Below are 13,744 nucleotides of genomic sequence, written 5' to 3'. Positions count from 1 at the left end.
GCTGCCAAGGAACTGGAGAACTATGATGTTTCATTCAACTCACACATTTAAAAAATTAGCAGGCTTAGGTCTAATTACAGCGGCACTTTTTGGCTGTAGTGGCAACGAAACCACTAAGGCGGATACTGCTACTGCTACAGACACAAAAACAGTAGCAATCACTGCTATTGTTGAGCATCCAGCATTAGACGCAGTACGTCAAGGTGCGATTGAAGAGCTAGCAACAGCGGGCTTTAAAGAAGGTGAGAACCTAACTGTAAACTTCCAATCTGCACAAGGCAACCAAGCCACAGCAGGACAAATCGCTAAGCAGTTTGCGGCAGATAATCCAAATGCCATCATCGCCATTGCCACGCCATCAGCTCAGGCAGTGGTTGCAGCCACAAGCGAGATTCCTGTCGTATTCTCAGCAGTAACCGATCCAGTTGAAGCAAAACTTGTGTCCAAGCTTGAAGGTAGTGGTGCAAATGTCACAGGTGCATCTGATGCACTACCCCTTGAGCCACAAGTAGCACTAATCCAAGAGATTTTACCAAACGTAAAAAATGTTGGCTTTGTTTATAGCCCAGGCGAAGTAAACTCTGTGGTAACACTAAAAGCACTAAAAGCTGAACTTGCTGCCAAAGGCATCAACTTGGTTGAAGCTCCTGCCCAAAAGTCAAGCGATATTGCCATGGCAACCCAAAGCCTTGTAGGTAAAGTGGACGTCATTTACACATCGACTGATAATAATGTGATTAACGCTTATGAAGCACTTGCTCAAGTTGCCAAAGAAGCAAAAATCCCACTGATTTCTGCTGACCCGAACACCATTGAGCGTGGTGCCGCTGTAACGCTTGGTGTGAACTATCTGGATTTAGGACGTGAAACAGGTAAAATCACAGCACGCATTTTAAAAGGTGAGAAAGCAGGTGATATTCCTGTCTATTTAGCCCAAAGTTTAGAGCTTGGTGTGAATGCTAAAAATGCCGCTGATCAAGGCATATCTATACCAAAAACCGTAACTGATCGTGCGTCAAAGGTTGTTCAATAATCCTATGAGATTGTCATAAGCACACACCAAGCTATTTGGTGTGTGCTTTGATTTTAAGTTGTAATAAAAACAAGGGTGCTTTATGTCAATGATTGCCTTTTTTGGTGCACTTGAAAGCGGATTGATTTACGCTTTGATGGCACTTGGTGTACTCATTTCGTTTCGGATTTTAGATTTTCCAGATTTGACAGCAGATGGTAGTTTCCCACTGGGTGGAGCAGTAGCAGGTATTGCCATCGTTTCTGGCTTTAATCCATGGGTGGCGTGTCTTTTTGGTATGTTGGCAGGCTCAGCAGCAGGTGTGATAACCGCTTGGCTAAACGTTAAACTTGGCATTTTGCACCTTTTGGCAGGTATCTTAGTGATGACCGCCTTGTACTCCATTAATTTACGCATCATGGGAGCACCGAATTTATCATTGCTTGGCGAGCCAACGGTATTTGCACCATTTATTGAAGATGGCAATGGTTTTTGGGTGCGTGTTGTGGTTGCAGGCGTGGTTGTGTTGATTGCCAAGCTTGTGCTTGATTGGTTTTTTAGCACCGAGATGGGATTGTCAATGCGTGCCACAGGTTCAAACTTACGCATGGCACAAGCCCAAGGGATTAATACTTCATGGATTATCATCGTTGGTATGGCAATTAGTAATGGTTTGATTGCCTTATCAGGTGCGTTGTTTGTACAAACCCAAGGCGGGGCTGATATTTCTATTGGTATTGGCACAATTGTCATTGGCTTAGCGGCTGTCATCATCGGTGAGACAGTGATTACTGCCAAAAAAATGTTTTGGGTGACGCTATCTGTTGTGGTTGGTGCAGTGCTTTATAAGCTATTTATCCAAATTGCTTTATCCAGCCAGACGCTAAGAAGTATTGGGTTTGGTCCCCAAGATCTTAATTTGGTGACTGCACTTTTAGTGGTTATCGTTTTGATGCTACCAAAATACCGCAGCCGTTTGATGAACGCCTTTGGTGTAAAGCGAAAATCTGATCGCATAACCACAGATTAAGGATGTGATATTATGATGCAAGCAAATAATTTGTGCTTAACTTTTAATAAAGGCACACCGATTGAAAATCCTGCCTTGCGTGGTGTCAGCCTAAACATCGCTGATGGTGAATTTGTGACCGTGATTGGCACGAATGGTGCGGGTAAATCTACATTTTTAAACACCATCAGTGGTGCTTTGGCGGTGGATAGTGGGTCTGTTATCATTAACGGAACAGATGTCACCAAAAAGCCCACGCATAAACGCAGCCATTGGGTAGCTAGGGTGTTCCAAGATCCGATGGCAGGAACTTGCGAATCTTTAACCATTGAAGAAAATATGGCATTGGCTTATAAGCGGGGCAAAGGGCGTGGTCTTAAAAATGCACTAAATACAAATAATCGTGAGCTGTTTCGTGAGAAATTGTCTGTGCTAAAATTAGGGCTAGAAAATCGCTTAACTGACCGTATGGGCTTGCTTTCAGGTGGACAACGTCAGGCAGTAAGCCTACTGATGGCAAGCTTACAGCCTTCTAAAATCTTACTGTTAGATGAGCATACTGCAGCCCTTGACCCTAAAACTGCTGACTTTGTGTTACAGCTGACCGATCAAATTGTCACTGAGAATAAACTGACTACCATGATGGTAACGCATTCTATGCAGCAAGCCTTAACGCATGGAACACGCACTGTTATGCTTCACCAAGGCCAAGTCGTGCTTGATGTCTCAGGTGATGTACGCCGTGGAATGACTGTGGCAGACTTACTTGAGATGTTTGAAAAAACTCGTGGCGAGAAAGTCACTGATGACAGCCTTATTTTAGGCTGATGACGGCGATAAGCCACTGATTGCTACACCAAAGGAGTTGATATGATCAAAAAGCACTGGGTATTTATTTCTCACTTTTTACGCATTTTGGGCATTTTGGCAATCTTGGCTGCTGTGATTTTAGCGCCATTTCGTGCTTATGTTGCATTGGTATTTATGGCGGTGTGTGCACTCATTGCAGATTATATCTTATTTTCTTATCATGCCGCCACCCGCCCTAGTATCAAACAAGGCAAGTTTAAGATGCTGATAATGTCAGCAGTTGTATGGATTTGCCTAGTTGGTTTGGTGTTTTATATTAGACCATTTGGATAAGCAGTTTATTTTAGTGATGACATTACTAAAAAAGCAGGGTTTTTCCCCTGCTTTTTTATTTAAGCTTAAAATTAGTGTTTAGGTGCAAATTCTAAAAGCTCTTTATTAATATCGGTTTTAGCGACATTATTGGCGTAGTTGCATAGTGTTGCTAATGCCACACCCATCACGACATCAAGCACATTTTGGTCGTTATAGCCCGCTGCTTTAAAGGTATTTAACGCTTCATCAGATACTGCACCACGGTTGTCAATGAGTGACATGGTAAATTGGGCTAAGGCTTGATATTTTTCATTACTGTCAATGGCAGTTCGGTTGCGTAAAGCTTCAAGTACGTCATTTGGCATTTTAAGCTTAAGCGTGCCAAGTTTTGTGTGACCTGCTACACAAAAGTCGCAGCCATTATGAGCAGCAGCAGTAATTTGCACCACTTCTACTTCTTCAGCTGTTAGTGAGTTAGCGGCATTCATTTTACCAACTTCTTGATAAAATTCTAAGGCTTGGGGTGAGTTTGCTAAAACACCGATGAGATTTGGGATAAATCCGTTGGCTTTTTGGACGTTCTCCATGCGAGTTTTTGCTTCGTTTGGAGCGGTTTCAAGGCTGTGGACGGTTAGACGTGCCATAAGTTTCTTCCTTTTTTTTGTGAGTGTTTCTATCTAATTGGGTATGATTTTTAAAAATACAAGTGCGTCATGAAAATTTATAAAAATAATTATAAATCAATATGTTATGGAATAATTTATCTATTTAATATTTTTATTATTGAAAAATTTGAATTTGTCAAGCATATATTTAGCATCTGACACACATTGTGCGTTTATTGAATAAGTAACGATTTTAGTTCGCTTATGTTTAACTTTAATAAGTTTAACTTTAATAACAAGTTAAAAACGCAAGCCAGCTTATCTAATCAACCACAAATGTGATAACTATTAAAAAGAGGAAATTATATGAATTTTGATAAATTTACAACAAATTTACAAGCTGTCGTCCAAGAAGCTCAAAGTTTGGCACTCGGTAAAGATCATACCGCCATTGAGCCGATTCATCTTTTGAGTGTGTTATTAAAAGATGAGAGCGTCTTAAATATTTATGAGCAAGCTGGGGCAAATATCCATGCGTTAAAGTTAGATGTTCAAAAAACGCTAGAAAACCAAGCGGTGATTGGCACACCAACAGGTGATGTGAATATTGGTCAAAACGCTGTTAAGGTACTAAACCTTGCCGAACGCCACGCCCAAAAAGCAGGCGATCAATTTTTAGCGACTGATTGGGTGATTGTGGCACTTGCTGAGATTGGAGAAACTGCCAAAATACTTAGTAAAGTAGGCGTAAATGAGCCAAAATTACGCCAAGTAATTGAATTTATTCGTGGAGGGGATAGCGTGAACGAACAAAACAGCGAAGATAAACGTGAAGCATTAAAAAAATACACCACAGATCTCACCGCTCGTGCTGAAAGTGGTAAGCTTGATCCTGTGATCGGTCGTGATGAAGAAATCCGCCGCACTATTCAGGTTTTATCAAGACGTACGAAAAACAACCCTGTACTAATCGGCGAACCAGGTGTCGGTAAGACTGCCGTGGTTGAGGGCTTGGCTCAAAAAATTGTCAATGGTGATGTGCCAGAAGGTCTGCGTAATAAGCGTGTGTTATCGCTTGACATGGGTGCACTGATTGCAGGGGCAAAATACCGTGGCGAGTTTGAAGAGCGTCTTAAAGCCGTATTAAATGACTTGGCAAAATCTGATGGTCAAATCATCTTATTTATTGATGAAATTCATACGATGGTTGGTGCAGGCAAGTCTGATGGGGCGATGGATGCAGGTAATATGCTAAAACCTGCCTTAGCTCGTGGAGAGCTACATTGTGTGGGAGCGACAACGCTTGACGAATATCGTCAATATATCGAAAAAGACGCCGCACTTGAGCGACGTTTTCAAAAAGTGCTTGTTGATGAGCCGAGCGTGGAAGACACGATTGCTATTTTGCGTGGACTTAAAGAGCGTTATGAGCTTCATCATGGCGTAGATATCCAAGACAGTGCCATCATCGCTGCTGCTCGCATGAGTAACCGCTACATCACTGACCGCAATTTACCAGATAAGGCAATTGATTTAGTAGATGAAGCAGCAAGCCGCCTAAAAATGGAGCTTGAAAGTAAGCCTGAAGCGTTAGGTAAGCTTGACAGTCGCCTGATAGGGCTAAAAATGCAACGTGAGACCCTAAAAAGTGAAGAAGATGCAGGTGCAAAAGCTCAACTTGAGTTGCTAGATGAACAAATTGCAGAGCTTGAAAAAGAGTATGCCGATCTTAATGATATTTGGCAGGCAGAAAAAGCGATGGTTAAAGGCAGTCAGCAGTTAAAAGATGAACTCGATAAAGCCCGTATTGCTTATGAAAAGGCGAGCCGTGAGGGTGATTATGAGTCTATGAGTCGTCTGCAATATGAGACTATCCCAACGCTTGAAAAACGCCTAAAAGAGTCTGACTTAGCAGAGCGAGGTGAGCAGACAACGAAACTTTTACGCAATAAAGTGACCGAAAATGAGATTGCAGAAGTCGTCTCAGCCGCCACAGGTATTCCTGTTTCTAAGATGATGGCAGGTGAACGTGAAAAGCTACTTCAGATGGAAGATAAGCTACACGAACGTGTCATCGGTCAAGCTGAAGCGGTAGAGGCGGTCGCTAACGTTGTGCGTCGTACCCGTTCTGGTCTGTCTGATCCGAATAAGCCGAGCGGTTCGTTCTTATTTTTAGGACCGACAGGTGTGGGTAAAACTGAGCTTACTAAGGCGTTGGCAAACTTTTTGTTTGATGATGAAAATGCCATGGTTCGCATTGACATGAGTGAGTTTATGGAAAAACACAGCGTCAGCCGTTTAGTGGGTGCACCCCCAGGTTATGTCGGCTATGAAGAGGGTGGACTTTTGACCGAAGCGGTACGCCGCAAGCCTTACAGCGTAGTGCTGTTTGATGAAGTTGAGAAGGCTCATCCTGATGTGTTTAACATCTTACTTCAAGTCTTAGATGATGGGCGTTTAACCGACTCCCAAGGGCGTGTGGTAGATTTTAAAAACACCGTGATTATCATGACGTCTAATTTGGGCAGCCATAAAATCCAAGAAATGGCAGGTGGCGACTATGAAGAGATTAAGTCAGCGGTGATGGATTCGGTAAACAGCCATTTTCGTCCTGAGTTTATCAACCGTATTGATGAAATCGTGGTATTCCACCCGCTAGGAGAAGCTCAGATGGCAGGTATTGCAAGCATTCAGCTTGACCGATTGCGTAAGCGTCTAGCAGAAAGAGAAATTAGCTTGGTCTTGTCAGATGATGCGATGAAGCAGTTAGTTGAGGTTGGTTATGATCCTGTGTTTGGAGCAAGACCGCTTAAACGTGCTATCCAGCAAGAGATTGAAAATCCATTATCAATCAAGCTGTTATCAGGTGAATTCGTGGCAGGAGATACGATTCATGTGGGTGCCTTTGATGGCAAGCTTACCTTTGATAAATAAGCATAGCTTTTGATGTACCTGTGCGATATGATAAAAACAGATCGATAAAAGTCGGTCTGTTTTTTATTATCAAGGCAAAAAGACAAATTGCAATGCTTTTTGTGTTCTTTAATGATTGTCTTTATAAAGTGTAAAAATTTTGGTAATATGGCAGATTATTTATTTGAGAATAAGCCATGACAACGAACAACCTACACCTTTATAACACCCTAAGTGCCCAAAAACAAAAATTTACACCCATTCATGCAGGCAAAGTCGGTATGTATGTCTGTGGCATGACGGTTTATGACTACTGCCACATCGGACACGCTCGGGTGATGGTAAGCTTTGATGTGATTTATCGCTGGCTTATACACTTAGGTTTTGATGTCAATTATGTACGAAACATCACCGACATTGATGATAAAATCATTGCTCGTGCCAATGAAAATGGCGAGAGTATCTTTGCTTTGACTGACCGTTTTATCAAATTTATGCACGAAGATGCCGATAATTTGGGCTGTCTGCGACCTGCACTTGAGCCAAAAGCGACCGATTTTATTGATAAAATGCAAGGATTAATTAAAACGCTTGAAAGTAAAAACTTTGCCTATCAAGGGGCAACAGGTGATGTGTACTATGCGGTGGATAATTTTGCTGACTACGGTAAATTATCCAAACGCAAACTTAATGAGATGCAAGCAGGGGCAAGCGAGCGTACCAATGTAGCCACCGATAAGAAAAATCCTTTTGATTTTGTGCTGTGGAAGTCCGCTAAAGCAGACGAGCCATCTGAAACGAAATGGCAATCGCCTTGGGGCGTGGGTCGCCCCGGTTGGCATATTGAATGTTCTGCTATGAGTACTTGTTGCTTGGGAGAGACCTTTGATATTCATGGCGGTGGGCATGATTTGCAATTTCCCCACCATGAAAACGAGATTGCTCAATCTGAAGGAGCGACAGGTAAAACTTATGCCAACAACTGGCTGCACGTTGGTTTTGTTAATGTAGATGGTGAAAAGATGAGTAAATCGTTGAACAACTTTTTTACCATTCGTGATGTACTAAAAGATTTTCATGCCGAGACCATTCGCTTTTTTATCTTATCAAGCCATTATCGCAGTCCGATTAACTTTTCGGATACGGCATTAAAAGAAAGCCATACCGCTTTATCAAGACTTTATCACGCCCTAAAACCATTTGATAAAAATGACATTTTAATTAATAATGATGAAAAAACACAGTTTTGGGCAAGTGAGTTTGGACAAACATTCACAAATGCGATGAATGATGATTTTAATACCGCCAAAGCAACCAGCGTGCTGTTTGGCGCGGCAAGTGAGATTAATAAAGCCGTAAAAAATGGCGATTATGAACAAGCTAAACAGTTTGCCAAACTGCTAAAAACCCTAGCCGAGCCGTTAAATATCGCTCAAAGTAATCCCAATGAGTTTTTACAAGCCATCATTGGTGAAGAGCAAGGTCTGTCAAAGAATGAAATTTTATCCAAAATTGAAGAACGTAAACAAGCCAAAATAAATAAGAATTTTACTTTGGCAGATAAGATTCGTGAAGACTTAAAATCGCAAGGCGTGGAGTTAGAAGATACTCGCCAAGGCACGACGTGGCGACGGGTGTAGATTGGTTTAGGCCATTAAAAGTCCGCCAAATGAAGGCGGATTTTTAATGAGATGATGTGCCATTGATTTACTTTTATTCATCTAAGCTTTCTAGACGGATACGCACCACAGGCTCTGTCACAGCATTGAGTGCTTCAATTTGTGCGATGGCAGTACTCATTTTCTTTTCGATGACAGGTAAAGTTAGGATAATGACAGGCACAAGCCCTGATTTATGGGCATCTCTTTGTAAGATGGCATCAATGTTAATACCGTTATCACTAAGAATACGAGTGACATTAGATAGCACGCCAAGCTCATCTTTAACGGTCAAACGCAGATAATAGCCAGAAGTCATTTCATCACTTGATAAGATGCGAGCATCAGACAGCTCTTCTGGAACGAATGCCAAATGCGGTACATCGCTTGGTGTGGCAGCTGTGATGACGTAGATAAGATCCATCACGTCCGCCATCACCGCAGAAGCGGTCGCCCCTGCACCTGCTCCATCACCATAATACAGTGACTGACCTAGTGGGTGGGCATCTACCATGACGGCATTTTTTACACCGTGAACGTTGGCAAGTAGGGTGTTATCGGGGATAAGCGTTGGGTGAACACGCAGTTCAAACCCATTGTCTCGACGAAAAGCAAAACCTAAGTGTTTAATGTTATAGCCTAATTCTTTGGCGTATACGACATCTTGCAGACTGACTTTGGTAATGCCTTCACAGTACACTTTATCAAATTGAATGGGAATACCAAAGGCGATGGACGCAAGTAGTGATAGCTTATGAGCAGCATCGATGCCTTCTACGTCAAATGTCGGATCAGCTTCAGCATAACCTAAAGCCTGAGCTTCGGCAAGTACATCGTCAAATTTACGGCTTTTTTGCTGCATTTCACTCATGATGAAGTTGCCTGTGCCGTTAATAATGCCTGCAAGCCAGTCAATTTTATTGGCGGCTAGAGCTTCACGAATAACCTTGATGATAGGAATGCCACCTGCTACCGCCGCCTCATAACGCACCTGGACACCGCATTCTTCAGCTAAAGTGAAGATTTCATTGCCATACTTGGCAAGTAGGGCTTTATTGGCGGTAACTACATGTTTTTTATGGCGGATAGCATGCAGAATAACATCTTTAGCAACGGTAGTGCCTCCGATAACCTCAATGACGATATCAACATCTTGAGCTGCGGCGATCGCCATAAGATCAGCACTTTGTTTGATGGTGGGGTCGATATCATCACGTTGGCGACGAGTGCCGACATGAGTGATGGCGATGTTATGACCGCTTCGGCGAGCCAATTCTTTGGCGTTGTCTTTTAATAAATGGATAACACCCGTCCCAACTGTGCCAAGTCCTAGCACTGCAAGATTGATGGATTTATTCACAAGAGATTCTCAACTTTTTGATAGATGGGATATTTTTAAGATGATTAACTTAGCATAACTTCAGCAAACTTGCTAGTGCTTTTGCATAATTTTTTGCGTATTTAAATTTATTAACATTTATCAATATCAACTTGTATTGGGATTAAAAAAAATAAAGTTAAATTGTCGTTTATGTTAGCTCTATGGGGTTGATTGGTCGTTATAGGCAGATTTAGAATAAAGCCAAATTGTTAAAGCGTATCCTTAATCTAAACTAACTGTAATCTAAACCAACTATATTTTAACGGTCTAAACATGGCTAAATCTTACAAAATTTCATTAAATTGCTTGATAGTATTTTATATCAAGCAATTTGTCTTATTTTGTTAATGATTTATCTTAATTTAGCCGCATTTTAAATTAGATATGCTTGTAAGATATAATCTGGTTGTTAAACCACAATTATTTATTGTCAATTGCTGCTTGGATTAAGCGGTCTGCTGGCAAATATCCACCAATCTGCACACCACTTTCGGCAAATATTGCAGGCGTGCCATTTACCCCGAGTGAATGCCCAAGATTAATCTGTGAATGAACAGGATTATCACACGTTGGGGCGGTAATGTTTTCGCCTTTTTTGGCACGAGTTAGGGCGTTGTGGCGATCAGCACTACACCAAATCGCTTCTGTTAGTGGTATCGTCTGTTCGCCTCTTGGCCACGCCAAGTAACGAACTTCAATGCCGCCAGCAGTGATTTGCTTGATTTCACTGTGAAGCTTTTGGCAGTAATGACAAGTTGGATCAGAAAAGACATAGATAGCAGCCTTAGTGTCGCCTACAGCAGGGTAGATAATCATGTCTTTTTTATCAACGTTTGACAGCTTATCTTTGGCGATGTCTGCTTGAATGCTTGATGTAATGTCAATTGGTGCACCATCACCAAGCTTGACGATTTGACCTTGGATTAAGTGTTCGCCATTTACGTCAGTGAACATAGCAGGTGCACCTTCAAAGCTAACCCAGTACATGCCAGGCATGGCGGTCGCTACAGCAGAGGTTACTGTAATGTCAATGCCTGATTTATCCAAATTATCTTGCAAGGCTTTGGCAACGTCGCTAAGCTGTTTATCTGTGGTATTTTTGGCGATGTTAGCAGAGGTCGTCTGAGTCTTAGCTGGCTTAGATGCGGTATCGGTTGATGAAGCGTTATTACAGGCGACTAGTAGTGAGCAAGTAACAGCAAGAGTTGCTAAGGTTAGTTTTTTCATTTAAATTGACCAATGATAATTTTTTGCGTATTATGCCAAAGTTTATGATTATTTACCAGTTTTTATTAGGCAAGTAAGTAGTTTGGATAATAATTTTGATAAATTCATTGATTTTAAGCCGTAATTTTTGATACAATACAGCGTTATTTTACAAGCCTGATTGCGTAATGTCGCTTTTTAATCACAGGCTGCCCACCCCAAGGAAAATAACCTATGCTACGCATTGACTATGACGCATTGACCTTCGATGATGTTCTGCTACTTCCAGCCTATTCTGAAGTTTTGCCTAAGCAGACTAGCCTTGTTACCAGACTGACCACCGATATTAATCTAAACCTACCCATCATCTCAGCGGCAATGGATACTGTAACCGAATCTAAGATGGCAATCGCCATGGCACAGCTTGGAGGATTGGGTATTATTCATAAAAATATGGATATCGAACATCAAGCAAGCCGAGTTCGCCATGTGAAAAAGTTCGAGGCAGGTACGGTTGCAGATCCTGTGACTGTGCACCCTGATGTAACTGTTGGCGATCTGCTGAACTTAACTCGTGTGCATAAGATTAGCGGTGTTCCTGTTGTGGAGGCTGGCACAGATAAGGTGGTGGGTATTGTAACCCATCGTGATGTGCGTTTTGAGACTAATCTTGATAAGAAAGTCAGTCAAGTAATGACGCCAAAAGAAAAGCTGGTTACCGTAAGAGAAGGCACGCCCCAAAAGCAAATCAAGGCACTACTGCATGAACACCGTATTGAAAAGGTTGTGGTCATTGATGATGAGTTTCGCCTAAAAGGCTTGATTACGGTGAATGATTTTACCAAAGCTGAAAATAACCCAAATGCTTGTAAAGACCAAAAAGGTCGCTTGCGTGTGGGTGCGGCGGTTGGCACAGGTGCTGATACCGAAGCTCGTGTAGAGGCGTTAATTGATGCCAATGTAGATGTGATTATTGTAGATACTGCTCATGGGCATTCTAAGGGCGTTATTGATCGTGTGGCATGGATTAAGAAAAATTACCCAAATACACAAGTGATTGGCGGTAATATCGCAACAGGCGATGCAGCCTTAGCATTAGCAGACGCAGGAGCAAATGCTGTTAAAGTAGGTATTGGTCCAGGATCAATCTGTACAACCCGTATTATCGCAGGGATTGGTGTACCTCAGATTTCTGCCATTGACAGTGTGGCAACCGCCCTAAAAGATCGCATTCCATTGATTGCTGATGGCGGTATCCGTTTTAGTGGTGATATGGCAAAAGCAATCGCAGCAGGGGCAAGCTGTATCATGGTAGGCAGTCTTTTGGCAGGTACAGAAGAAGCGCCTGGTGAAGTAGAGCTGTTCCAAGGGCGTTATTACAAAGCTTATCGTGGCATGGGTTCGCTAGGTGCGATGAGTGGGCAAAATGGCTCATCTGATCGTTACTTCCAAGATGCTAAAGACGGTGTTGAAAAACTTGTGCCAGAGGGTATTGAAGGTCGTGTCCCTTATAAAGGACCTGTGGCAGGTATTATCAATCAGCTAGCAGGTGGCTTAAAGTCGTCTATGGGCTATACAGGCTGTGCAACCATTGGTGAGATGCGTACCAAGCCAACTTTCGTAAAAGTAACATCAGCAGGTATGAAAGAATCACACGTGCATGATGTTCAGATTACCAAAGAAGCCCCAAACTATCGTCAAAACTAAAAAATAAACCGCCCACATCGTGGGCGGTTTTTGTGTGGTGTGCTTGGCGGGAATCGAACCCACGACCTTTGGCTTCGGAGGCCAACACTCTATCCAACTGAGCTACAAGCACAAATTGGTAAAGATTATACCAAAACTTTGTTAAAATTGCCATACAGTAAGTGTGGTTTGAGTGTTATTTATCTAATTTTTAATAACTTTTAAGCTATTTTTGCCAGATTGTAAAAAACTATGGCATTTTATCCTGCTTTTCCCTTATAATATTAGGGATAAATTTACGTTTTGAATTTGTAATCGTTATGCGATTTTAAATTCAAGTTACCCAGAGCACTGCTCAAGGCTAAGACGAGATGATGACAATGAAGAGATTTACAGCATTATCCATTGCCACGTTGTTGGCGTTTTCTACCATCACAACTTACGCTCAAACTGAGACGCAAGCAGACGCTGCCGCTACTCCTGAAGTACAAGCAGATGCAGCCGCCGCTGACGCACAAGCGGATGCATCAGCAGAGCCAGCCGCTCCTGTTGCACCATCAGAACCAATCCCTGAAGACAGCGAGCAAGTTAAAAAATTAATCGCACTTTACCCAAATCTAGTGGCTCGTATTGCTCCACATGGTAAGGTATGCTTTGAGGGTGAAGAGTGTGATATTAACATCACCGTCCTAGCCCCTGCGGTAGAAGGTCAGGCACGTGATGGCGAAAGTTTATATAAAGCCATCTGTTCAACTTGTCATGACTCTGGATTGATTGGTGCTCCAAAAGTTGGTAATGCAGGTGACTGGGGTCCTCGTATTGCTAAAGGCAAGGCCACTTTATATGACCACGCTACCAATGGCTTTAATGCCATGCCTGCTCGTGGCGGTGCTGACATTTCTGACGATGAAGTTAAGAATGCGGTTGATTATATGGTTGGTCAATCAAGCTAAGATTGCCAATAACATCGTCTAATGACCAACCAACTTAAGCAACTTTAGCTTAGGTTCGTTGGTCTTTTTGTCATAAAGCCATATTAACACGTTAATTTTAAAGACCACCCACCTTAAATCACGGTCAGTTTTATCAAATCCACAGATTAAAAAAATTAACTTTAATTTATCAAAAACTCACCCATTAATTACCAAC

General features: G+C 42.1%; 11 protein-coding genes and 1 tRNA gene. 8 read left to right on the top strand and 4 right to left on the bottom strand.

All coding sequences use genetic code 11. The features are described 5' to 3' along the window. Nucleotides 1–25 precede the first annotated feature (25 nt). The 4 genes from LU293_RS01830 to LU293_RS01815 all read left to right on the top strand — a co-directional run bounded on the left by LU293_RS01830 (nt 26) and on the right by LU293_RS01815 (nt 3,164). Nucleotides 26–1,033, top strand: a complete 1,008-nt coding sequence (locus LU293_RS01830) for an ABC transporter substrate-binding protein (protein WP_242749596.1) — start codon at nt 26–28, stop codon at nt 1,031–1,033. A gap of 82 nt (nt 1,034–1,115) precedes the next feature. Continuing rightward, nucleotides 1,116–2,042: an ABC transporter permease gene (locus LU293_RS01825; RefSeq protein WP_242748227.1), complete on the top strand. Its 927-nt coding sequence runs from the start codon at nt 1,116–1,118 to the stop codon at nt 2,040–2,042. 12 nt (nt 2,043–2,054) lie between these two features. Beyond that, nucleotides 2,055–2,849 carry an ABC transporter ATP-binding protein gene (locus LU293_RS01820; RefSeq protein ID WP_242748226.1) on the top strand — a complete coding sequence of 265 codons (795 nt, stop codon included), beginning with the start codon at nt 2,055–2,057 and terminating at the stop codon, nt 2,847–2,849. Nucleotides 2,850–2,891: 42 nt separating this feature from the next. Further along, a complete protein-coding gene (locus LU293_RS01815; RefSeq protein ID WP_242748225.1) occupies nt 2,892–3,164 on the top strand; it encodes a hypothetical protein in 273 nt (90 codons plus the stop codon). 71 nt (nt 3,165–3,235) lie between these two features. Here LU293_RS01815 and LU293_RS01810 read toward each other — a convergent pair whose 3' ends face one another. After that, complete coding sequence (locus tag LU293_RS01810) at nt 3,236–3,790, bottom strand: carboxymuconolactone decarboxylase family protein (protein WP_242748224.1); 555 nt, start codon at nt 3,788–3,790, stop codon at nt 3,236–3,238. 327 nt (nt 3,791–4,117) lie between these two features. Here LU293_RS01810 and clpB point away from each other — a divergent pair, with 327 nt between their 5' ends. Both clpB and cysS read left to right on the top strand, forming a co-directional pair. Then, nucleotides 4,118–6,685 (top strand): ATP-dependent chaperone ClpB, encoded by a 2,568-nt coding sequence (gene clpB, locus LU293_RS01805; RefSeq protein WP_242748223.1) that lies wholly within the window; start codon nt 4,118–4,120, stop codon nt 6,683–6,685. 176 nt (nt 6,686–6,861) lie between these two features. Further along, on the top strand, nt 6,862–8,304 hold the full coding sequence (gene cysS, locus LU293_RS01800; RefSeq protein WP_242748222.1) for a cysteine--tRNA ligase: 1,443 nt from the start codon (nt 6,862–6,864) through the stop codon (nt 8,302–8,304). Nucleotides 8,305–8,377: 73 nt separating this feature from the next. Here the strand turns inward: cysS and LU293_RS01795 are convergent, their stop codons facing one another. Further along, nucleotides 8,378–9,682, bottom strand: coding sequence for a homoserine dehydrogenase (locus LU293_RS01795; protein ID WP_242748221.1), 1,305 nt, complete (start codon nt 9,680–9,682; stop codon nt 8,378–8,380). 441 nt (nt 9,683–10,123) lie between these two features. Further along, the gene (locus LU293_RS01790) at nt 10,124–10,930 is read right to left on the bottom strand and encodes a DsbC family protein (RefSeq protein ID WP_242748220.1); all 807 of its coding nucleotides are present in this window, start codon (nt 10,928–10,930) and stop codon (nt 10,124–10,126) included. A gap of 213 nt (nt 10,931–11,143) precedes the next feature. On the opposite strand from LU293_RS01790, the gene guaB reads away from it, so the two are divergent. Further along, entirely contained in the window at nt 11,144–12,616 is a 1,473-nt protein-coding gene (gene guaB / locus LU293_RS01785) for an IMP dehydrogenase (RefSeq protein ID WP_242748219.1), read from the top strand. 35 nt (nt 12,617–12,651) lie between these two features. Here the strand turns inward: guaB and LU293_RS01780 are convergent. Beyond that, nucleotides 12,652–12,728: transfer RNA gene (locus LU293_RS01780), tRNA-Arg, on the bottom strand. Nucleotides 12,729–12,966: 238 nt separating this feature from the next. On the opposite strand from LU293_RS01780, the gene LU293_RS01775 reads away from it, so the two are divergent. After that, on the top strand, nt 12,967–13,548 hold the full coding sequence (locus LU293_RS01775) for a c-type cytochrome (RefSeq protein ID WP_242748218.1): 582 nt from the start codon (nt 12,967–12,969) through the stop codon (nt 13,546–13,548). Nucleotides 13,549–13,744 lie beyond the last annotated feature (196 nt).

It is taken from the genome of Moraxella nasovis, assembly GCF_022701215.1.
Lineage (GTDB): Bacteria > Pseudomonadota > Gammaproteobacteria > Pseudomonadales > Moraxellaceae > Moraxella > Moraxella nasovis.
The sequence above is the reverse complement of the archived record's forward strand: the minus strand, read 5'-3'. Positions and strand labels throughout refer to the sequence as shown.